Genomic DNA, 22,795 nt, shown 5'->3' with positions numbered 1-22,795 from the left:
TATTTTTGATTCGTGCGGAGGGTTTAATACCCGACCCTTGCGTCGTAGCAAAGGGTATTAAAGCCGACTGCAACCACCTTATAGAACATACAGTGCGAAACGTTGAGCACTGTACCCCGATGCTCTGCGTCGGGGTTGTTGATTATGAATTGACAATTATTAATCAATTGGCGGGTGAGTATAAACATTTTTCATTTTGTTAAGACCTCTTTTTTTACAAAAGACATTAAATACTTTTTACAAAATATTTTTATTCTTACTGACCCAATTTAGATCCGGATCAGAATGAATATGGTTTAGGCACCTCTAAAAGCTGAAACTTTTAGAGATATTCGCCCATATTACAACAACTTTATATTTTTTGCAAATACTTTTTTCGATAAATTTCAAAATCTCCAGCCGCACAGGAGCGCTTACAAAAATGTCTGTTGTTTTTAACATTTGACGTCTTTAGCAACTTCCCGTAAATAAAAAAAGAGCGCAGTGCACATAAGCGCATGGTCGTAGGGGTCCGTTCCCATCTTGTTTAACACTTCTTCAACGGGTACCGCCTCGGCTTCTAAAAATTCATCTTCATCAAGATGCTGCGCCTGCGTATTTGCCTCACAATCTGCAAAATAAATATGGCTTTTATTTCCCATAATCGCAGGGTTGGGATATACTTCACCGAGCAGCGTTAAGTTCTGTCCCGTTTTCCCCGTTTCTTCCAGCAGCTCCCGCCGTGCCGCCTGCTCCGGCGTTTCCCCCTCGTCGACTACGCCGCCGGGAAATTCGATCGACAGGTGCGCCGATCCATGCCGCCATTGTTTTACCATCAAAAAATAATGCCGACCGTTTGCATCGGTAATGCGGGGAATAACGATAACCCATTCCGGTGCGGACAATGTAGAAAATGTCTTTGTTTCGTTGTCAGGCGAAAGACTGGTGATTTCGTTAACGGTAAATACCCGTGTGGTGCATATTTCTTTTGCAGCGATGGGCTTCCATGAAAGATTAGAATTTTTTTGCATAAAAAGAGAACCTTCCTTTGACATAATGAGTATTTAGCCTTATTCTATAGAAGAGGAGGCTTTATGGCAATTATCACTATTTCACGGCAAATAGCTTCTTACGGCGATGAAACGGCTTTAGAGTTGGCAAAATCGCTCGGCTATGAGTTTATCGATAAAAAAGACCTAGAGAAAGATCTGCTTGACAAGGGAATTTCGAAAGAGAGCCTTGCTCACTATGACGAACGAAAACCCGGCTTTTGGGCATCGCTTTCCCGCAACCGAGATTCTTATTTTGATTATTTACGGGAGATCGTTTACGGATATGCGCTGAAAGGAAACAGCATCTTTATCGGGCGCGGCGGTTTTGCATTACTGCGCGGCATCCCCGGCTGCTATGCGGTACGGCTGGTAGCTTCCGATGAGGTGCGAATCGGGCGGTTAATGAAGGAGTTCGATTGGTCCGAAAAAAAAGCCCGCGCTTTGATGGCGGAGAGCGATGCCAACCGCGAAGGCTTTCACAGATGCTTTTTTGATATGAAACCGGAAGATCCTACTCATTATCACCTCGTTATCAACACCGATTTTGCTACGGCGCCGCTTGCCGCGAGTATTATCACGCATGCTTGCAAGGAAGCTATTTTACCAGCGGAAGAACAAGAAGGACTCAAGCGCATTGCCGAACTGTTATTGGGGCAGCGGATTGTCAATGTGATCGCTTTTAAAGAAGAGCTGCCCATTTATTTTTTGGATGCGGAAGTATCCGATACGCAGATTATACTGCATGGGGTTGCAGACTCCGTTGCGTGTATCGATAGAGCGATTAAAATAGCCGAAGGCTTGGCGCAGGGGCGTTCGGTATCTACGCAGATCAGCATCGTCAACGAATATAAGCCTTATCCGTAGTCGGATGCGGTTCTTGACTATCCCCTATCTTCATTGTAGACTTATTCCACTATAGCCGGATGCGGGAATATATATCTAAAATACCTAACGCCGGATAGAAGGGGACAAACTATGATTAGCAAGAAATTGGAAGATGCGTTAAACGAGCAGATCAATAAAGAATTCTATTCTGCTTATTTGTATCTCGGCATGGCAGCCCATTTTGAATCGGAAGGGCTTAAAGGCTTTGCCAAGTGGATGCGGGTGCAGGCGCTTGAAGAACAAGGGCATGCGATGAGGATATATGACTATCTTTTTTCGGTTGATGCAAAGCCCGTATTAAAACCGATTGAAGAAGCGCCGGTACATTACGCAAAGCATCCTGTAGAAGTTATTCAGGATGTGCTCAAGCATGAACAGTTTGTAACGGCTTCGATTAACAGCTTGTATGAACTTGCGCTTGCGGAAAAGGACTATAAAACTCAAGTATTCCTGCAGTGGTTCATCAATGAGCAGGTGGAAGAAGAGGAGAACGATCGCAATATCCTCGATGTCTTCAAACATATCAACGGCAATGCCGGGCTTCTTATTTTGGATAAAGAACTCGGAAAACGGGAATAACCTTGCAGTGAGTATCCTGTTGTTACATTTGAAAAGTTAGAGAGGAGTGTTTTTGGATACCTCATATACAATCGTGTTGGAAGATCAAACGGTGCTGTCTTCGCTATGCGGCGCGAATGATGAGAATTTGCATGTTTTTGAAACGTATTTGGGTGTTCCCGTTATCTGCAGGGGGAACGAAGTAACGGTTGTAACTTCCGATCAAGCGATTTGCAAAAGGTTTCAAAAACTCATTGACACTCTTTTGGAAAGCCCCGAAATTACATCGGACGGTTCGGCCGATTTTATTGCCTCCTGCGTCGCCAACAGTGCGCCGCAACAGGGGGCTTTTTGCCCGCAGTGTATCCATATTCCACGCGGCATAAAATCGGTTTATCCTAAGAACAGGAAACAGGCGGCGCTGATCGATTCCATCTATGCAAACGATATAACATTCGGGCTCGGCCCCGCCGGTACGGGAAAAACCTATATTGCAGTGGCGCTTGCGTTAAAAATGTTGCTGTCCCATACGGTACGTAAATTGATTTTAACCCGTCCGGTGGTGGAAGCCGGAGAGAGCCTCGGCTTTTTACCCGGCGATCTTGTCCAAAAAATAAATCCCTATCTGCGCCCGCTGTTCGATATTATGGAAACATTGCTGCCCGCCGATGTACTGCGCGGTATGGAAGAGTCCAATACCATCGAAGTGGCGCCGCTTGCCTATATGCGCGGACGGACACTCCACAATGCCGTTGTGATTTTGGATGAAGCGCAGAATACCACAAAAGAACAGATGAAGATGTTTTTAACGCGGATGGGCGAAGGTTCAAAATTGATTATTACCGGAGACCCGTCCCAATCGGATATCCGCGGAAGATCGGAATCGGGGCTTGTCCATGCCGTTTCTTTAATCCGTACTATTGACGGGATCGGAACCGTTGAATTTTCTGCGGATGAAGTAGTCCGCCACTCTCTCGTACAAAAGATTATTAATGCGTATGAAAAACAATAACACCGTATTTTTAAAGAATAATGCAATCCTTGCGGATAATAGCGGAGCCATCGAATGAAAGGCGAAAACAATTCAGGATATATTAAATCGGTTATTTTGCCGCCCGTAGCGGGCTTTTTCCGTAAGATGAAAGACAGCTTTTGCGCTGAAAAAGTTTTTTTTATTCTCTTTATTGTAAGTTTTTTTATCGTTATCGCAGCGATGCTGTTTACGACGCTTGACCGCGGCGGCCTTGCCTATTTCAACCTTGATGAATTTCCTGTGGGGCGGGTGGCTGAGCGCGATGTGGTTGCGGGTCGGGATATTTCTTATACGGATCAAGCGGCGACAGAGATCAGAAAAGCTGCCCGCTTACAGACAATTGCCCCTATCTTTATGCAGGATACGGAGCTTGTATCCGAGACACTCAAAAAATATGATGAGTTTGTTTCGTTTATGCTCGCTTTGCATAACGATGCGGAGGCAACCTTTGACGCGCGTGTGCAGGAACAATATCCGGGGCTATTCGATGTGCAGATTTTGAAAAATTTAAAAAAGTCAAAACAATTTGACGGCATCCTAGCCGCTGCTCAGGTAATCGTTAAACAGATGATGGCGGTCGGTATTGCGGAATTTCCCGAAAAAGGGCTCGAAGGTTTCAATCAAGCCGAAATCACGCTGGTGATGCGGCGAGGAAATAACCGAGAATATACTAACATTCAGAGAACTGCAGTTATCAAAAAAGAGAGTCTGGATTCATACATTAAAAACGCAATACGGTCGCTCGATGCAAGTCTCGATATCGATATTACGGCTGCGCTCATTCGGCCGTTTTTGCAGCCGACCGTCATTTATGATGAAAAAGAAACGGAAATGCGGGCACAGGAAGCGCTGAAGCAGGTGCAGCCGGTTATCGTAACCATTCAAAAAAATCAAAAGATTATTAAGCGCGGCTTTATTATTACTACGGAAAATTACCGGCAGCTGCAAGCCTATTCCGATGCGGGGAACTATCTTGATCTGAATAAATTTTTCGGTCTTTCCGCCTTTATTCTGTGCCTCTATATAATCGGTGTTTTTATGCTGTCGCCGCAGACGATCAGCGATCAGTTAAAAGAAAGCCGGAAGGTCTTTTTGCTGCTGATTTCGCTTGCCGTGTATCTTATCGTACTTTTTACGACAAAGGCATTGCCCCTCGTACAGGCGCTCGACATTATCCCGTTTATTCCCGCCGCGCTGACCGCTATGCTGGTTTCAACGCTTATTTCTACACGGGTTGCAATACGGATTGTATTTCTTGTTATGCTGATTGTGCTGACTGCGACCGGATTTAAGCTTGAACCGGCGCTCTTTGCACTGTTTTCCGGCTTATCGGCTGTTTCGTTGATGAAGCTGACCGGACGGCGGATGGATTTGATTAAAACGGCGTGCCAACTTGCGGTTATTCATCCGATTATCACGTTTGTGCTCTGCACGGTATTTCCCAATTCTTACGGCGACTTTGTATTTGTATTGCTCGGCTCAGTCATTAACGGCTTTATCAGCGGTATCTTCGTACTCGGCTTTTTGCCCATCTTGGAAGACCGGCTGAATACGCCGACCTGCTTCCGCTTGATGGAACTTTCCGACCTTAACTCCCCGACGATGAAGCAGCTGTTATTGACGGCTTCCGGTACCTATAACCATACGATGATGGTTGCAACATTGGCGGAAGCAGCCTGTCGCGAAATCGGGGCAGACGCGCTGTTAGCGCGGGTCGGCGCGTATTATCACGACATCGGTAAGATGGCAAACAGCGAATACTTTGTCGAAAACCAGACATCGTATAACAAGCACTTGGATTTAAACCCGCGGCTTTCGGCGGCCATCATCCGCAGTCATGTAAAAATCGGCGTGGAAAAGGCGGAAAGTATGCGGTTACCCCGTGAAGTGATCGATATTATCGGGCAGCACCACGGTAATTCTTTGGTACAATACTTTTATGCAAAGGCTAAAGAGCTTGACCCCAATGTCAGCCCCAAGGACTTTTCGTATCCGGGGCCGCCGCCGCGTACCAAAGAGGCTGCCGTGGTTATGCTTGCCGATGTGAGCGAAGCGGCTTGCCGGACGTTGGATCACCCGTCGGTTCCGCGGCTCGAAAAGTTTATTGCAAAGCTCGTTAAGGCTAAAATGGAATCGGGACAGCTGGATAACTGCGATTTAACGCTGCGGGAACTGCACATTATTCAAGAGTCGTTTGTTACTACACTCGCCGGATATTATCATTCGCGTATCAAGTACCCGAATCAAAAAGACCCCGACGAAAAAGACGGTACGACCGGCAATACTTCCGACGAAAAAGCCGCGCCGCAGGATACCTCGCCGGAGAAGACTCCCGACGAAAAATCGGCGCAGCCTGAAATGCCGCTTGAGAAAAGCATTTCTCCCGATGTAAAAAACTATCTGCAAATAGACCTCGGATTAACGGCATCCGAAAACGCGGACGGGAAGGAAAGTAAGGAAGAATAAAATGAATACTATTGCGATTACATGGCAGGATGTCCCCGAACCCGAATGGGGGAGGGCGGTTTTACCCTTTTTAGACGCGGTACTTGCACAACTTGAGCATACAAATTGGGATTTATCCGTCGTGTTTTGCCGTGATGCGTTTATCCATGAGCTGAATAAAACCTACCGTCGGATTGATGCCCCGACTGATGTACTTTCGTTTGAGCAGGGCGATGAATACGATGATGAAGACGGGAATCTTCGTTTTAATGCCGGAGATATCGTAATTAGCCTCGATAGTTTGCGCTCAAATGCCGAAACTTTTAATGTAACGATGAATGAAGAATTGAAACGACTACTGATACACGGTATTTTACACCTGAGTGGGATGGATCACAGTGATAACGATCCGCAGCAGGAAATGCTGCAATTACAGGAAAAAATACTCAAGGAATATAGTAATACGGTTGTCTATCAGGAATAAATATGGGGATATTTGATAAACTGAAAAAAAAGCGGGCGGTTTCCGAGATTTTGCAGGAGGCGCTCAATGAAGAAAAAGAAGATATGATACGTGGGGTGGTCGACTTATCCGACACCGCAGTAAAAGAAGTGATGATACCGCGTATTGACGTTGACTTTATTCCGTTGGATATGGAAACGGAGGAATTACTGAAACGGGTGGCTGAAAGCGGACATTCTCGATTTCCCGTCTATGCCGAATCAATCGATAATGTAGTGGGCGTTCTGTATGTGAAGGATTTGATCAATTCATTCGCAAAAAAGGAGCCGATCGATTTGGAAAAAATTATCAGAAAGCCGTTCTTTGTGCCCGAATCCAAGCGTATCGACGGCCTATTACGGGAATTTAAACGCCGTCATGTGCATATTGCTATTGCGGTCGATGAGTACGGCGGCATTTCGGGTATCGTGTGTATGGAAGATATTATCGAAGAGATTGTCGGCGACATTCAAGATGAGTTCGATAATGAAGATGAAGATATCGTTTCCATCGGCGATGGGCTTTGGCTCTGCGATGCCCGTGTCGATATGGATGATCTGGCGGAGGCTCTGCATACGGAGCTTCCCTCCGATGAGTTTGAAACGCTCGGCGGCTTTGTATTTGATTTATTCGGAAAAATTCCCGTCCGTTACGAAAAGGTGCGTTGGAAGGACTTTGATTTTATCGTTCAGGATATGGACGGGCATAAAATAAACACGGTAAAGATCGCTGCGGTTAAAGATGAGGATCAATAAAAGGAAGATTTATGCGTAAAAATAGTCTGTTTAGTGTGTTTCTGCTCTGCGTCGCGCTGCCTCTTTTGGCTTCTCCTATCCAACTCTTTGAGAAAGGAAAAGAGCTGCAATACCATGAAAACTGGTACGGCGCTATAGAACTCTATCAACAAGCCTTAAAAGAAAATCCCGCCTATAATGCCGTGTATCGGGGATTAGCCGAATGTTTTTACGCGCTGGGCGAATACGATCAGGCTATTGTCTACGCGGAAAAGGCGCGCCGTTACTCCCCGCAGGATGTCGATATCGAAAACCTCTATGCGTTTATCCTAATCGGTATCGGGCGTATCGAAGACGCGCAAAAGATTTTTTCGAGTATTCTGAACCGTTACCCGAACAACCTCGACGCCCGCTTCGGCATGGCGGAAATCGAGGTAACGGGCGGCCGCTTAACCAATGCTTCGGAACTGTATACCGCCGCGCTTCGCCGCCAGAGTGAGAACCGCAAAGCGCTTCTGTCGCTTGCGCTGCTCAGCCACGAAACGGGTAATAACAAAGCGGCGCAGAGTTACATCAGCCGCGCCCTGCAATACCACGGAGATAACGCGCAGGTGCATTACTTTGCCGGTTACCTTTCCGCTCTTGCAGGCAACCTGAGCGAAGCGGAAGGGCGTATCCGTGCGGCGCTTACCATTGACGAAGACTACGACAAGGCACGGGCGCTGCTCTGCTCGCTGTTATACAGCTCCGGCCGTTACCGCGAGGCAATGTCCGTAGCCGATTTGCGCATTGCGGGGGACCGTAAGCGTGCCGATGCGTGGTATGTAAAAGCGCTCTGCTTAATGAAGCTTGCGCAAAAAAAACAAGCCTTTGAAGCTGCGCAAATCGGGCTTTCCGTCGATACCGAAAACGAACTGATGCGCACCCTGCTTGAGGATATCGCCGTTCAGACCTTTGAGTTTGAAGATACGCAGCGAAAAACACTCGCCGGTGCGCACCGCATAAAGGGCGATGCTTTCTTAAACCGCAACATGACTGACCAAGCTTTATATGAATACCGGCGCGCCCTCAAGGTGTACCCGTATGACACGGAAAGCCGTCAAGCGTATGCCAATATCCTGATGCGGCAGGGCTTTTACGAGCGCGCTGTACAGCAGCTTGAATTTATTCAGTCCATCGAAAAGAGTACCGCCCGGATCAACGACACGGTAGAGGCCTACAGCAAGATGCTTGACCACTCGGTGCGGAACCGCTGGAAGATCGATCCGCTGTATTTGAACAAAGCGCACCTTTCCGTCGGGCTTTTTTATCAGGTAAATGCGGCCAATGTGTTTCACCCCGAAGCGGAAAAACTCACCGCGGCGCTGATAAACGATATTCTTTCTTACAATCGCCGTTTTGCGGTTTCCGCTCATTTGGATAGCCCCAGTTCGTATACGGAGGCGTTCAGACAGGCGCGCACTGCCGGAAACGATTATTTCGGTATTGTCAATTTGCAGGAAAATGAGCGGGATATACAGATTACGCTTGATCTCTATGTCGGGCGTACCGGTTCAAAAGCGGAAACTTTAACGGTGTACCGGTCGGGTAATGACCGGTTCGGCAACGCTGTCCGCCGCATCATCGGTCTATTTAATCAAGCAATGCCGGTTATCGGCAGCATCGCCGGACGTTCTCAGGCGGAAGCGGTTATCGATATCGGTTCGGGCGACTGCGATTTTACCGATTATACTATCGAAATCGTCAAGAAGGGAACGCTCACCATTGCGAATGAAGGTATCGGGCTCTTGTATAACGAAAAAGACGTACTCGGGACGTTCACGATAGGGCGCATTTCGGAAGACCTTACCGAAGGAACGCTTACGCGGAAGGGCTACTACGATAGGATGACGAAAGGCGATATGGCGGTACTCATTTACACCGATCCGGCAAAGACCGGCAGTAAGGCGGAAAAAACCGTCGACGGTACCGACCCGCGCGGGCAGCAGATGTCGCAATTGTTGTCTCTTTTACGAAGCATCCGCTAACCTTTTGAAAATATACGGCATATCTACTTCGTTGCTGCGCACAAATTAATCCTCAACGTATCAAAGATACGCCTGCGGTTAATTTGTGCTCGCGCCTCGTATCTACGCCGTCTATTTTCAAAAGGCTAACGGCAAATGGTATTTCAGAACCGCCACGGATGGCGGTGGTTCCACACAGTAGCGAGATTTGAGCTCCGATCAAATCTCGTCGTTGAGCAGTGTACACGGATGTACACTGCTCAACAGGCTATTTTCAAAAGGCGCTGGCGAAGCGTTTTTACTCAACGGCTACTGAAAATCCTCGACGTATTTTTATCATTTTTCTTGCCAAAATGCCTGCTCATGCGCTATATACGAGGTATGACTATACATCAGAATATGCGTAAAAAACCGGATATACGGGAACGCCTTTTAGAGTGTGGAGTGGAACGGTTGAGCGATACGGATTTGCTTGCAGTTCTTTTGCACACCGGTATTGCGAATAAGCCGGTAACAAAACTTGCCGAAGAAATTGTCCGGCATATCGATACGCGCAAAGCGGAAAGTATCGAAGCAGCGTTACGAACTGTGAATGGGATAGGTGCAGCAAAGCTGTCAACTATTCTCGCGGCGTTCGAGCTTGGTAGGCGATATTACGGTGTCGGAGGCGAAAAAGTTCGGCACCCCAGTGATATTGTTCCATTCTTGCGGCACTACTCGGTGCGTAAACAAGAGCAGTTTATCTGTGTATCGCTGAACGGCGCTCACGAAATTTTAGCGATCCGTGTGGTTTCCGTAGGAACGTTGACTCATACCCTGGTTCATCCTCGTGAGGTATTCGCCGATTCGCTTGCAGATAGAGCTGCCGCAGTTATTCTTGCCCACAACCATCCGTCGGGAGCTTTGGCGCCTTCTGCTGAGGATTTAAACTTGACAAAGCGACTCTGTGAGGCCGGACGGCTCTTAGGAATTGAGGTGTTGGATCACATCATTCTGTCGCCGAACGGCGAGTACATGAGCTTTATCGAGGCTGGTTTTCCTCTTATTTAGGGTTATGCTTGGCACTTACCGGCGCAAAAAGTTACGAAAAGCGTAAGCAGGGTATCGTTTTATGTTGCCGGAGTAAAACCAGTCTTTTATGGCTTCAAACGCTGCCGGTTGTAAATACGGCATAGAGGCCTCCGATATTTTCTGCTTTAAGAATAGGTCAAGCCAGCCAAGTATTAAAAGCCTGTAACGTGTATAGAGTTCAATATCGAACCAGCCTGAAAGGATGTTGCCTTTACTATCGAGTCCGCTGCCGTGGACACCGTTTTTAACAGATAAAAAAGCTGTCGGAGCAGATGTATTGCAGTGTTTGTAAAATTCAAAGGTTTTTTCGGGATACGCGACATTATCTTTGCTTCCGGTAACAATAAGGACAGGGATTTGTAGAGTGGTGAGATCGGTACCGAGTACCTCATTTTTGCCGCCGACTCGTTCTATAAGGAACGAGGCTCCATTATACGGGTTCAATGCAATAACGGCACTGATATCGGGACTTGATTTCGAAAAGTGCAGTGCCGCCGTCCCACCCATCGAGTGGCCGATGACTGCCGTTTTTTGCATATCCATCCGCTTAAATAAACGGCTTTCAGTATTTTCGTTTGCCGTTTTTAAAAGTGTATAAGCCGACTCAAACGCAGCGATAAACTCTTCGGGATAACTTTTCTCTTTTGCCGACAGAATCGCTGCGACATATCCCTGAGAGGCAAGATAACGGGCAAGGCTTGCATTCGGTTTTTTTGAAACCTGCCAGCCATGGCTGATAATAACGAGTGGGTAGATCCCCTCAAGTACCGGATAAAAAACAGTGAGAGGACTATCTAAAATAACCGCGTCAGTTAAGTCCGGCGCTTCAAAAGCGTGATTGGGTTCATAGCTGTATATGCGGTTATATTTTTTTAAAGTTTCAGGATTCAAGACAGCAACTTCGTATTCAAGCAGCGCGTCAACGGTTTGTGCATATAGCGCGGCTGTTTTGTCCGACAGAAGCAGTAAAGTAAAAAAGAAGAATATACGCGATAAAAATATCTTTTTATATGTTTTCATAAACACCTACAAGCGAGTAGTTCATTATACGGGCGCACTTCGATAGCCGATTGCGGTATCTCTAAAGCGGTGAGCAGCGTATCGAAAATAACCTGCGCATTACGGATATGCCGTTCGTAAGCGGCGGTATCGGAACCTTCATCGGGGTAGAGGACTTCGATTTCTAAAAAATGTCCGATCGGATGTATTGTTGAAAGCTCTACCGATACGGAGCCTTCGAGTATACCAGCCGGGAACAAATCTGTGTATGGAACAAAAACTTTTGTCTCCTTTTGCTTCTCTGCGGTACAGGTCATACCGAGGCTTTTGAGCATTTCGGTAAATACCGGTACGGACACAGCTGCAAGCTCAAATTCGAGTTCGCGGTTGGTTTCTATCGTATCGGTATAGTGTTTCTGCTTATGCGTTATGAAAACCGTTTCCTTGTCCCCAATCAGTTCCCGCCGTATCCGTATCGTTTTTTCTCCGAGTGTCCAGTACCGGTCGGTCTTGGTGCAGCGGAGTGAAAAATCTGCGATACGGGATAACAGCGCCTCGGTTTTTTTGGGATGTTCAAGATGCGCTTTTAATTCGATTTCGTGCATACGCTCATCTGTGCCAATATGGAAAGCGGTTTGCTCTTACGGTTATTAGGTGATATCGGCGCCTACAGGTACCGGTGCTTCAGGTTTGAGCAGAACGCAGACCGAAGAATCCGTAGTTTCCGCGCAGAGCAGCATACCTTCGGAAATATGCCCGCGCATTTTAGCAGGCTTGAGGTTTGCAAGCACGATAATCTCTTTGCCGACCAATTCTTCGGCAGTGTAGTAGTCTACTAAGCTCGAAACGATTTGGCGCGGCTTTTCTTCGCCAAGGTCTACCTGTAAGATATAGAGTTTTTCCGCATTTTCAGCCTTTACGCATTCCAAAACTTTGCCGGCTTTCATCTGAAGCTTTGCAAAATCATCATAGGTAATTATTTCAGTTGTTTTCTCACTCATGCTGTCCAGTATATGAGAAAGAGCCGAAAACTGCAAGCCGAGAAGATAGCAATTGCATCGGACTGGTTTTTTTCATTTTTTTAATATTTGTGCTTGACTTTAAGGGGAGAGGGAGAGTAATATAGAAAAGAAGTTATGCGCAATGTGTAACTTACGTTCGCCGTATGGCGGACGCATTTTCAGAAACGTAATGTATTATTGCATTATGTAAAGGAACAAAAGATGAAAAAACTTTCATTACTTGCAATGCTCACCCTTCTTATCGGAAGCGCCCTGTTTGTTACCAGCTGCGGCGGAAAGGTACAGGCTGATTCTGTTTGGCAGGTGACAGACACTGCTGCTGGCTCGCCAGTTTTCGAACAGTATGTTTACTTTGGTGCGAATGGCAAAATGATTGTCGCCCAGAAGATGTTGGGTACACTTTCGAAGGTAACCTCAGGCGACTATACTGCAAAAAACGGAAAAATTAAAGCTCCGTATATAGCTGCTGTTGAATGTAATTATAAAATTAGCGGCGAAACGATGACAATATCAAAGGGTGGTGCAATGACGTTTAAATTAAAGAAGGTTTCTAGTCCTACGGCAAAACAGATGAAAGACCTTTAAAAAATAGACTGGGCAATACAACGGCTGCTTACCGTGCAGGTAGGCAGCCGTTTTTTGTATGTACGGACAACTGTACAGGGCATCTTTAAAAGCTATGCGAGTTTTTAGAGATGCCCTAGCGTATCTCCAGCTGCGAATACAGCGTTTTACCCGCGGGATTCTTAGGGATAGCCTCGATAAAAAAGACATGGAACACCTTTGCCGAAAGCCGTGTCGTTTGTGCGAGATATTCCGATACTGCGCGATGCTGTTCTTTAGTTTTAAGCGTTGTATAAACACAGAGAAGGTCGTCTTGTCCGATACAAGCGAATTCGGCATCGGCAAAGGCGGCAGACAGCAGCCGTTCGGTATCGTCTAAATTAACCCGATTACCGAATATCTTGATAAACCGCTTTTTCCTCCCGACGATAAAAAAATAACCGTCCGAATCCCGTTTTGCCATATCCCCGGTATGGAGCGTTCCCTGCCACTCGTCGCCTTTCGCTAAATCGGCAGCGCATTCCGCATATCCCATCGAAACATTTTGTCCGTGGTACACCAATTCACCGACAGTATCGGACGAGGTAATTTCCGCACCGGCTTCGTCAATTAGTTTTAATTCTCCGCCGGGGATTGCAATGCCCATACTGCCGCATTTTTCCATTGTCTTATCAGGCGGCAGATATGCCATGCGCGGTGCGGCTTCGGTTTGCCCATACATCACAAAAAAGCGCCGTCCGGTGTTCAGGCTCCATTCGCCGAATTTTTGATGCAGCTCATACGGCAATTTACCCCCCGCTTGCGTCAGTGTTTGGAGCGCCGGCAGCTCCATTTCGGTCAACCGTAGACGGGAGAACATTTGATAGGTATAGGGGATTCCCACAAGCGAACTGACGTTCTCTTGTTTAACCCGTTCCCAGAACGCAGCGGTTAAGATATCGTGCCCGGTCAATATGACGGTTGCGCCCATAAGAACATGGCTGTTAATAATGGACATTCCGTATGAATAGCTCATCGGCAACATGGTTATCGGCCGCTCCTTGTCGGTAATGTGTAGGTATTCTGCGATTGACCGTGCGTTTTCACAGATGTTGCGGTACGTTAAGCGTACGAGTTTGGGGCTGCCGGTACTTCCTGATGTGGTGAGGAGCAGCGCTAAATCTTGAAAAAGCTCCGGCCCTTTTTTATCCGAACGGAGCAGTATGCTGTCTGCTATTGTTGTAACGGGTTTATTCATCGGGAGTATCTTTTTTGTCTCTTCCGGTAAGTCTTGCGGAATATAATAAAAGGCGGGCGTATAGGTTTGAATTAAGTGTTGTAAAAGATCGGGTGCAATGTGTGCATCCAACAAAAGCGGTACGACGCCTGCCTTTAAGCAACCGAGGTATCCGAGCAGCGTCCCGGGCGAATTTCTACAGAGTAGAAACACCAGCTGATGGGCTGCTTCTTTCGGGAGTGCTGCTGCAGCTGTATTGATTTCGCTGTAATGTAATGTTTTACCGCTATCGGTTATCGCCAATACCCGCTGCGGATCTTCTTCAGCATATCTCAACAATTCCATATTTCACCTCATTAACCATAGGATGACTGTATTGGATTACCTTGCCGGTAAACTGTTACATCGTTTTGCTGAGTGTTTCGGAAATACTGAACGCGCAGTCTCCGACCTTTTCAATTGTCCGTACCATATCGATATACAAAAGCTCCGCCTTAACATTGCCGCCTTCTTCCAAACGGTTTCGTGCGAGCTTTTTCAGATTGCTGCGCATTGCATCGATTGTTTGTTCCATTTCATCGGCAAGAGCCAATTGATCTTGTGCCAGTGGCTTATTCAAGTGATCGTGTACAAAGTGAATAAACTGATTGACGACGCCGAGATAGGGCAACAGTTTATCCATATCCTCTTTTGGAATATTGAGCTTTTTCTTCTTGCTCTTTTCGATGTGTAGCCCCAATTCATAGATATGATCGGTCATATTTTCGAGGTTATCGACGATGGTCAGCATCAGCCGTACATTATGTTCCGCTTTAACGCTGAGCGACAAACGGGAGGTTGCAATTAAGAAACGGGATAATTCTTCTTGCATTTGGTCTGCATAGTCTTCTTGCTGTACAAGCTGTTCAATGACGGCTTCAACGGATCCTTTGTAATCATCTTCCAATAAGGGGCGAATCGTATCGAACATCTTTCGTACGACCGTTGACATCATGCTGATTTCCCGTTCCGCCTGTAGGATGTACGCTTCGATGTTCTCTTTAATTGCCGTTTCGTTCGGCATAACCAGCTGATACCGTTCCGGCGATTCATTTCCTTTATCTTTAACAAGCCATTCTACGAAACGCGCAATATACGAAACAAACGGGAGTGCAATCAAGGTATTTATGATATTGAACAATGAGTGGAAAAGTGCCAGCCGGATGGTTATGTTTGCAAGTCTGCTGCCTTCCGGCGTTAGGCGATACAACAACGCAAGCGACGGTTTAAAAAAGATTAAGAACAAAAGCGCGCCGCATACGTTAAACAGTACGTGTACCATGGCCGTCCTACGTGCGTTGAGTTTACTGCCGATGGCCGCAATAACTGCGTCGATTGTCGAACCGACGTTACTGCCGAGTACGCTTGCCGCAGCAAATTCAATGCCGATAACCTTGCCGTACGCCATAGTTAGAATAATAGCGGTGGTTGCCGATGAGGAGTGCAGAATAACCGTTAAAAGGAAGCCTGCAATAAAACCGATGGCAATGCTGTAGATACCGCCGTCCGCAGCTAATGATAAAAATGGAAGGTTATCGGCGGAGATATCCGGCATCAGGGAAGAAAGAATACCGAGTCCCGTAAAAAGGAGCCCAAACCCCATAATGCCCTCGCCAAGGCTTTCCTGACGGATTCTTTTGAAGAAGGTAAGGAAGAAGCCGATACCGAATGCCGGTATTGCGATTTCGGCGAGTTTAAGTTGAAAGCCGACCAACGCGACAATCCATGCGGTAACTGTCGTACCGATATTGGCGCCGAAAATTACGCCGATTGCCTGCGTGAGCGAGAGTAGGCCCGCATTGACGAAAGAAACGGTCATAACGGTGGTTGCGCCTGATGATTGAACAATAGCGGTAACTGCAAAACCGGTAATTACGGCAAGGATCCGATTGCCGGTCATCATATTGAGGATTCGGTGAAGGCTTCCGCCGGCACTTTTTTGAATTCCTTCGCTCATCAATTTCATGCCGTACAGAATGAAGCCAAGACTCCCCAGAGCCTGCAGGAAGATTACAACTATTTTCATGCCGACAGCATAGCAAAAGGTCATGTATTTTGCAATGATATCCACGGTTTTTATCAAACCGGTTTGATGATGTTGCCCGCAGCTCTGATTGAGCCTATGATCGAGCCGTTGACATAAACTATCGTACATTATACAATAATTGTATTATTTATATGATAGGTATTTAATCTATTTTTATCTACTTTAATTAAGGAAGGAAATCATGGCAGAAGAAAAGTACGTCTATTTCTTCGGAAACGGCAAGGCGGAAGGCAACGGCGAAATGAAGCAGCTGCTGGGTGGTAAAGGCGCCGGCTTGGCCGAAATGACTCGCGCAAAGTTGCCCGTTCCCGCAGGTTTTACGATTACTACTGAAGTTTGTCAGTTGTATTATTCGAACAATAAAAAATATCCTGCCGGCCTGGAGCAGTCTGTAAAAGAAAACTTGGCAAAGCTGGAAAAAAGTGCCGGTAAGAAGCTCGGCGATCCCAATGATCCGCTTTTGGTTTCCGTTCGTTCAGGCGCTCCGGTTTCGATGCCCGGTATGATGGAAACGATTTTGAACCTCGGTTTAACCGATAAGTCGGTCGAAGGCTTAGCGAAAAAGACGTCTAACCGCCGTTTCGCCTTGGATGCATACCGCCGCTTTATTATGATGTACGGCTCAACGGCAATGGGCATCGATCGCATAAAGTTCGATGACCTTTTTGATGAGATAAAAGAAAAGCATACCCGCGGACGCTTGAACATTGCAGCGGGTAAGAAAGTCGGCGATACCGATGTAAATGAAGATGAGCTTGCAGAAGTTATCACAAAGTTTAAGGCACTGTATAAAAAAGAAATTAAAAAAGACTTCCCGCAGGATCCGATCGAACAGCTTTGGGGTGCTATCGGAGCAGTATTCAATTCTTGGATGGCTGAAAAAGCCGTTACCTATCGCCGCGTAGAAAATCTCGTCGGGATTAAGGGTACTGCAGTCAACGTTATGCAGATGGTATTCGGTAACAAGGGGGATACCTCCGGTACCGGAGTCTGCTTTACGCGCGATCCCAATAGCGGTGAAAACATATTCTACGGCGATTACCTCTTTAATGCGCAGGGTGAAGACGTCGTTGCGGGTATCCGTACACCGATTAAACTCTCCGAGTTTGAAAAAGAAGATAAAAAAGCCTACGATCAGCTCTGTAAAGTCCGCGCTCTTTTGGAAAACCACTACAAAGATATGCAGGATATGGAGTTCACCGTAGAAGAAGGTAAACTCTATATGCTCCAGTGCCGTACCGGTAAGCGTTCTCCTGCCGCTGCGTTCAGAATGGCCGTCGATATGGTAAATGAAGGACTTATCACCAAAGAAGAAGCGATTATGCGTATTAAGGCGAGCGATATTGAAGGTATCTTCTATCCTGCCATTGACTATAAGCAGCCTAATTTGAAATCCGCCTTGCTTGTCAGCGGAATTGCCGCAGTCCCGGGCGCTGCCGCCGGAAAAATCTGTTTTTCCGCTGCTAAGGCAGAGGCGCTTGCTGCAAAGAAAGAAAAAGCAATTCTCGTACGTAAGGAAACCAGCCCCGAAGATGTCGGCGGTATGCATGCCGCACAGGGTATTTTAACTGCGACCGGCGGAAAAACGAGCCACGCAGCTGTTGTTGCGCGAGGTTGGGGAAAATGCTGTATCGTCGGATGCGAAAAACTTGTCATCGATTACGAAAAAGGCGAATGCAGCTATAACGGTAAGGTTCTTAAAGAAGGCGATTTTATCACCCTTGACGGAACTAAAGGCGACGTATATGTCGGCGAGCTGAAATTGGTACAGGCAAAACAGCCGGAATCATATAAGACCTTGATGAAGTGGGTTGATGAGACACGTGCTATCAAAGTACGCACCAACGCGGATCGTCCCGAAGATGCAAAGGTCGCCCTTGAACACGGCGCCGAAGGTATCGGTTTGTGCCGCACCGAGCACATGTTCTTCAACGACGAAAAGCGTATCCTTGCGATTCGTGAGATGATTGTTGCAGACAGCACCGAAGGACGCAAAAAAGCCTTGGCTAAGCTGCTCCCGATTCAAACAAAGGACTTTGAAGGCATCTTTAAAGTGATGGACGGAAAGGGCGTTACCATCCGCTTAATCGACCCGCCGCTGCACGAGTTCGTGCCGCATGATAAAGAAGGACAGCAGAAATTGGCCGAAGCGCTCAATATCAGTTTCGCAAGCGTAAAGGAACGGGTTGAACAGCTTCATGAAGCGAACCCGATGCTCGGACACCGTGGCTGCCGCTTGGCAATTACCTATCCCGAAATCCTCGAAATGCAGGTAACCGCTATTATTACTGCGGCATGCAATGTGCATAAAAAAGGCATCACGGTACTGCCGGAAATCATGATCCCGCTTACCATCGATCCGAAAGAATTTGCGATCCTTGAAGCGAGAGTCCGCAATGTTGCCGATGCAATCCTTAAAAAACACGATGCTAAGATTAAATATGCGGTTGGTACGATGATCGAAACTCCGCGCGCAGCATTGTTGGCCGATAAAATCGCAGAACGGGCAGAGTTCTTCTCGTTTGGAACCAACGACTTGACGCAGATGACGCTTGGCATCAGCCGCGACGATGCTGCGAAATTCTTGCCTGCCTATGTCGATGAACAAAAAGCGGGAGTATTCCCTGCCGATCCGTTCCAATCTTTGGATCAGGTCGGAGTCGGCTTACTGGTGAAAGACGGTATTGCAAAAGGCCGCTCTACCCGCCCCGAATTAAAGGTCGGTATCTGCGGTGAGCACGGCGGTGATTTGGAATCTGTCAAGTTCTGCTGCCGCGCCGGTATGTCGTATGTTTCGGCATCACCCTTCCGCGTCCCGATTGCCCGCCTTGCTGCTGCACAGGCTGCAATAGAGGATAAAAAGGCCGGAGCTAAGAAAGCGGCTAAAACTGCAAAGACAGCTAAAACGGCAAAATCTGCTAAAACCGCAACAAAAAAGAAGTAAATAATCGTTAGTTGATATAACTTGCGACCGGAAGGCTGTCCGAAGCTATGAGTTTTTGGGCAGCCTTTTTACTTTATAGTTTGATATCGGATATTATAATATATCGATAGGGCATCTCTAAAACTCGGTTAGTTTTTTAGAGATGCCCAGTATTGTAGAAATAGAGTCGGATGTAGTTATACGAGCAAGGTAATTATTATGGGAAGATATAGAACAATATATACCGAAAATCAACATTCTGACGGATATGAGGCTGAAAAAAGTAAAACGGAAAAAATACGGCTGCGCAGAAAACTGATAGCCGTAGTTAGTTGTATGCTGATTATAGGTATTGCCGTACAAAGCCGGTTTGCAGTCAAAGCCGTAAAAAGAATGGTTCGTGAACAAGCCGAAACAGCTCTGGTTGATAAAACGGAAGCGGTCGCTGATATGTTAGATAAAGAAACGGCCGCTTGTTTTCAATATGCCGAAGTACTGGCCCATGCGCCGGTGCTTAATGATCGATCTATTCCCAATAGTAAGAAAGCAAAGATCGTGTATGAACAAGCTGCTTTTAACGATGCAATCCGTGGAATAATGTTCTGTGATATGGATGGGCACGGCTTTATAAATAGCGGTGAACGAGTATCGGCTTTACATGAAGAATGGTTTAGCGCAGCAGCAAGCGGGAAATATTTCGTTTCAGAACCAACTGTGTTTTCCTCTATAGATACCGTATCATTTATCTTTGCGGTTCCTATCCACATGGGTGATAAAATTACCGGCGTACTCAGCATGATTGTTTCATCGGATTTTTTCTCGAAAAAAATCGAATCCATAACAGTAGGACATACCGGCTATTGTTCCGTACTCGGTTCAACGGGAATAATAATCGCTGATAGGGATCTACATTTTGTAGAAAATAAGTACAATATCATATCGGAAGCAGCAGCAGATGAAAGTCTTGCATCTTTTAAGGTTTTTATAGAGACTGCGTTAACCGGTCAAACAGGGGTTGGGCACTACACGTTTATGGATCTTCCTTGTATAGCTGCATACTCTACCATGCAGACTACCGGATGGACGGTCGTCCTTAACGCTCCTGAGTTGGAATTAACTGGAGCTACAAAAAAGTTTACTAGTATGGTCGTTGTGACAAGTGTCCTTTTCCTCGTAGTTGCAATAACTATTGTTGGTGTAGCAATACGGAAAATGGTATAATTTGCTATTTTACCGCTTTTAATACATATTTTTTTAATGTCTTTGTCGGTATATCCATGTGTAGATATTTCAAGGAATGTATATTTTTAAAAATTGCAAACAACGTTACAGGAATGCCGAATGGAAGGCTCCAGATTCCGCAGCATAAAGACATGATATTTGCTTTTTTTACTTTTTCTTTTAAACACTCTTTGCAGCCGATTTCAATGTTCGTATGGCGGAACGTCAAAATCAATATACTGAAGACGGTATTTATGGTTAATGCATTTATACCTTTTCTTTTATTGCATAGCGGACAAAAACAATCTAATAACTGTTCTGCATGAGTATTAATAATTTCTTTTATTTCTTTTTTAGACATACTTTTTAAATCGACTGCATTTTTTATCTCTTCTAATTGTTCGGAAAGATATTTTCCGGTAAACTCTTTTATATTATATTTTTATACAATGTATCATACTCACTTATCAGTCCGCTGAGAAAATAGAGAGCTTCTTCAGTATAGAGAAATTCAAATATACCGGCTCTTGAATTGATATAAACTGTTTTTCTCATCTTTAATAGTATAAGTTATTAATTATCGGCGGCATCATGCTTTAAGATAGATGATGCGAATTACGCAAACCGTATAACCTGTTCATCCGCATCAACCATCGCCTCAACGCCGAGCGGAATAATACACCGCGGTGTCGCGTGTCCGATATTAACGTTGTACACAATCGGCAAATCCGGTTTGTTGATTTCGCTGATTAAAAGGCGCTTGTAGTCTTCATAATATGCTTCGTCCATAGGCTTGCCGACAAGGATGCCGTTTATAACTTCAAAAATGCCGGTAGTGTTTAATACTTGTAACATCTTTTGATAGAGCTCAGGTTTTGTGCGCTCTTCGCTCGATTCCAAAAGCAGTATTTTACCATGCCAATCGTCAATGCTCGGGAAAAGATGATACCGGCGGCACAGAGCAGGGCTGTCATTATGGCGGGTGTTGTCAAACATATCATACATCGTTTCAATGCAGCCTCCGAGAATAGCGCCGGAGAATACGGACTTCCCTTGCAACAATTCAAATCCATTGTTCCGGTGCCGCATTCTTTTTACACCGATCTGTGATTCATCAAATGCCGTACGCTCGCCATACCACATATCGCTCGGGCGGATTTCTTTTATTGTGCCGGTTGTAATCAATTCTTCAAAATACTTTTTTGAATACGGCAGCATTTCATCTTCAAGTTCACAGATATCCGCCACAAACGACTGACCGTAAAAAGTGTTCACGCCGATGTTATGCAGCATAAAATGATTCATCGTTGTATCGGAGAATCCGAGGAAAATCTTTTTGCTATGGTGTACCGCCTTTCGTAATTCATCATATTCAAATAAATACGGCAGCAGCTTGTATGTGTCGTCTCCGCCGATTGCGCACAGGATCATATCAATAGACGGATCGGAGAAAGCATCCAATAAATCCTGCGCACGGGCTTCGGGATGACTTTGAAGAAAATCAATTCCTTTACAGGCATTCGCAGTAGTAACGACTTCTATTCCGTATGAGCGTAAACGCTTAAACCCCAATTCTTCCCCGTGCTTAATAAACGGCTCGCCGAGCAAGCCCCGTGAAAGACTGATAATCGCTATCTTTTTTACCGTCATGGTTTTTACTCCTCACTAGCTTCTTATCATATTTTCAGAAGACTTCTATTTCTCCTGTATATTCATTCGCTTTTTGTATCAATGAACCTTTTGCACCCATAGTAAAAGCAATATTACTGCTTCGAATTGCCAATAGTTTATCTCCCGTCTTTATATCCAACATCTGCATTAAAGATTCTGAAAGGCGAACTCCATTATCTTTCAAGGTAAGCCAGCCGTATTTTCTTCCCTTATATGAAATCAACTCACCCTCTTTGAGTGTCCTATCCGCCAAACGAGGATTTTCTTTTAGGATGTGATTGAGTTTTGATAGGGAAAGCAGGGGCTCGCTCATCACACAAAATCCGCCCGTCTGCTTACTGCCGGAAACGATGTAAATATATTGCTCTTGGCGTAATTTATATTCTTCCACTGCCGGTAGCGGAAAGATGAGCGCTCCATCTTCCTGTATCTCAGACCAGCCGAAAATATATTTTCCACCTTTACTCATCTGCGGCATATTTAATCTTCTCCAATGCTTATCTCCCTATTTATTTTTGTGCCCAGTTTTCCAGTGATAAGTTTTCTATCTTTGAATTTCTTATTTCGGATACGATTTCTTCTGCACTTCGATCATCTCCCCAAGAATCATTTAATGCGAGAAATGCATCAACTGCGGTCGTCGGAGTTTCCTGTGGAGCCGCTGCTTTTTCCTGCAAAATCGTTATAACATGCTGACTTATCGAACGATTTGCTAATTTAGCATTCACACAAAGCCAGTTATACAATTGTGCATCTATATCCCGTACTTGAAGATTTGGCATAGTAGGCCTCCATACATTCCTCATTATACCTATTCACATAAAATTT

At 45.8% G+C, this 22,795-nt stretch carries 21 protein-coding genes; 11 read left to right on the top strand and 10 right to left on the bottom strand.

Translation table 11 applies throughout. From position 1 onward, the window contains the following. Positions 1-434: 434 nt before the first annotated feature. Complete coding sequence (locus E4N69_RS09145; protein ID WP_253714158.1) at positions 435-1,010, bottom strand: NUDIX hydrolase; 576 nt, start codon at positions 1,008-1,010, stop codon at positions 435-437. Between the two features lie 63 nt (positions 1,011-1,073). Here E4N69_RS09145 and E4N69_RS09140 point away from each other — a divergent pair, with 63 nt between their 5' ends. The 8 genes from E4N69_RS09140 (at position 1,074) to radC (ending at position 10,244) form a co-directional block, all read left to right on the top strand. Then, on the top strand, positions 1,074-1,895 hold the full coding sequence (locus E4N69_RS09140) for a cytidylate kinase-like family protein (protein ID WP_253823630.1): 822 nt from the start codon (positions 1,074-1,076) through the stop codon (positions 1,893-1,895). Between the two features lie 111 nt (positions 1,896-2,006). Beyond that, complete coding sequence (locus E4N69_RS09135; RefSeq protein ID WP_230977663.1) at positions 2,007-2,495, top strand: ferritin; 489 nt, start codon at positions 2,007-2,009, stop codon at positions 2,493-2,495. Between the two features lie 52 nt (positions 2,496-2,547). Continuing rightward, a complete protein-coding gene (locus E4N69_RS09130) occupies positions 2,548-3,486 on the top strand; it encodes a PhoH family protein (protein ID WP_253714157.1) in 939 nt (312 codons plus the stop codon). Positions 3,487-3,540: 54 nt separating this feature from the next. Further along, a complete protein-coding gene (locus E4N69_RS09125) occupies positions 3,541-5,973 on the top strand; it encodes an HD family phosphohydrolase (protein ID WP_253823629.1) in 2,433 nt (810 codons plus the stop codon). A 1-nt stretch (position 5,974) separates the two neighbouring features. Next, positions 5,975-6,436: an rRNA maturation RNase YbeY gene (gene ybeY, locus E4N69_RS09120; protein ID WP_162664009.1), complete on the top strand. Its 462-nt coding sequence runs from the start codon at positions 5,975-5,977 to the stop codon at positions 6,434-6,436. 2 nt (positions 6,437-6,438) lie between these two features. Continuing rightward, a complete protein-coding gene (locus E4N69_RS09115) occupies positions 6,439-7,209 on the top strand; it encodes a hemolysin family protein (RefSeq protein ID WP_162664008.1) in 771 nt (256 codons plus the stop codon). 11 nt (positions 7,210-7,220) lie between these two features. Next, entirely contained in the window at positions 7,221-9,215 is a 1,995-nt protein-coding gene (locus E4N69_RS09110; protein ID WP_253714155.1) for a tetratricopeptide repeat protein, read from the top strand. Between the two features lie 360 nt (positions 9,216-9,575). Continuing rightward, entirely contained in the window at positions 9,576-10,244 is a 669-nt protein-coding gene (radC, locus tag E4N69_RS09105) for a RadC family protein (RefSeq protein WP_162664006.1), read from the top strand. Between the two features lie 15 nt (positions 10,245-10,259). Here the strand turns inward: radC and E4N69_RS09100 are convergent, their stop codons facing one another. From E4N69_RS09100 to metG, 3 genes are read right to left on the bottom strand one after another with little or no spacing between them, the layout of a single operon-like run. Further along, a complete protein-coding gene (locus E4N69_RS09100) occupies positions 10,260-11,285 on the bottom strand; it encodes an alpha/beta hydrolase family protein (RefSeq protein WP_253823628.1) in 1,026 nt (341 codons plus the stop codon). Further along, the gene (locus E4N69_RS09095; RefSeq protein WP_162664004.1) at positions 11,282-11,869 is read right to left on the bottom strand and encodes a CYTH domain-containing protein; all 588 of its coding nucleotides are present in this window, start codon (positions 11,867-11,869) and stop codon (positions 11,282-11,284) included. Before E4N69_RS09095 ends, E4N69_RS09100 begins: the two co-directional genes overlap by 4 nt. 45 nt (positions 11,870-11,914) lie before the next feature. Further along, the gene (metG, locus tag E4N69_RS09090; RefSeq protein ID WP_253823627.1) at positions 11,915-12,265 is read right to left on the bottom strand and encodes a methionine--tRNA ligase subunit beta; all 351 of its coding nucleotides are present in this window, start codon (positions 12,263-12,265) and stop codon (positions 11,915-11,917) included. A gap of 222 nt (positions 12,266-12,487) precedes the next feature. Here metG and E4N69_RS09085 point away from each other — a divergent pair, with 222 nt between their 5' ends. Continuing rightward, positions 12,488-12,871 (top strand): hypothetical protein, encoded by a 384-nt coding sequence (locus E4N69_RS09085; RefSeq protein ID WP_253714150.1) that lies wholly within the window; start codon positions 12,488-12,490, stop codon positions 12,869-12,871. A gap of 115 nt (positions 12,872-12,986) precedes the next feature. Here the strand turns inward: E4N69_RS09085 and E4N69_RS09080 are convergent, their stop codons facing one another. Continuing rightward, complete coding sequence (locus E4N69_RS09080) at positions 12,987-14,411, bottom strand: AMP-binding protein (RefSeq protein ID WP_253823626.1); 1,425 nt, start codon at positions 14,409-14,411, stop codon at positions 12,987-12,989. 55 nt (positions 14,412-14,466) lie between these two features. After that, entirely contained in the window at positions 14,467-16,131 is a 1,665-nt protein-coding gene (locus E4N69_RS09075) for a Na/Pi cotransporter family protein (RefSeq protein ID WP_253714148.1), read from the bottom strand. Between the two features lie 202 nt (positions 16,132-16,333). On the opposite strand from E4N69_RS09075, the gene ppdK reads away from it, so the two are divergent. After that, on the top strand, positions 16,334-19,096 hold the full coding sequence (gene ppdK, locus E4N69_RS09070; RefSeq protein WP_253714147.1) for a pyruvate, phosphate dikinase: 2,763 nt from the start codon (positions 16,334-16,336) through the stop codon (positions 19,094-19,096). Positions 19,097-19,294: 198 nt separating this feature from the next. After that, positions 19,295-20,296 carry a PDC sensor domain-containing protein gene (locus tag E4N69_RS09065; RefSeq protein ID WP_253823625.1) on the top strand — a complete coding sequence of 334 codons (1,002 nt, stop codon included), beginning with the start codon at positions 19,295-19,297 and terminating at the stop codon, positions 20,294-20,296. A gap of 4 nt (positions 20,297-20,300) precedes the next feature. Here E4N69_RS09065 and E4N69_RS09060 read toward each other — a convergent pair whose 3' ends face one another. The 4 genes from E4N69_RS09060 to E4N69_RS09045 all read right to left on the bottom strand — a co-directional run bounded on the left by E4N69_RS09060 (position 20,301) and on the right by E4N69_RS09045 (position 22,749). Further along, on the bottom strand, positions 20,301-20,657 hold the full coding sequence (locus E4N69_RS09060; RefSeq protein ID WP_253823624.1) for a hypothetical protein: 357 nt from the start codon (positions 20,655-20,657) through the stop codon (positions 20,301-20,303). Positions 20,658-20,911: 254 nt separating this feature from the next. After that, positions 20,912-21,946: a S66 family peptidase gene (locus tag E4N69_RS09055; protein ID WP_253823623.1), complete on the bottom strand. Its 1,035-nt coding sequence runs from the start codon at positions 21,944-21,946 to the stop codon at positions 20,912-20,914. Positions 21,947-21,980: 34 nt separating this feature from the next. Further along, positions 21,981-22,445 (bottom strand): hypothetical protein, encoded by a 465-nt coding sequence (locus E4N69_RS09050; protein ID WP_253823622.1) that lies wholly within the window; start codon positions 22,443-22,445, stop codon positions 21,981-21,983. A gap of 31 nt (positions 22,446-22,476) precedes the next feature. After that, positions 22,477-22,749 carry an antitoxin gene (locus tag E4N69_RS09045; protein WP_253823621.1) on the bottom strand — a complete coding sequence of 91 codons (273 nt, stop codon included), beginning with the start codon at positions 22,747-22,749 and terminating at the stop codon, positions 22,477-22,479. Positions 22,750-22,795: the final 46 nt, after the last annotated feature.

The organism is Treponema sp. OMZ 906, from assembly GCF_024181185.1.
GTDB lineage: Bacteria > Spirochaetota > Spirochaetia > Treponematales > Treponemataceae > Treponema.
This window is presented reverse-complemented; position numbering and strand designations above follow the sequence as displayed.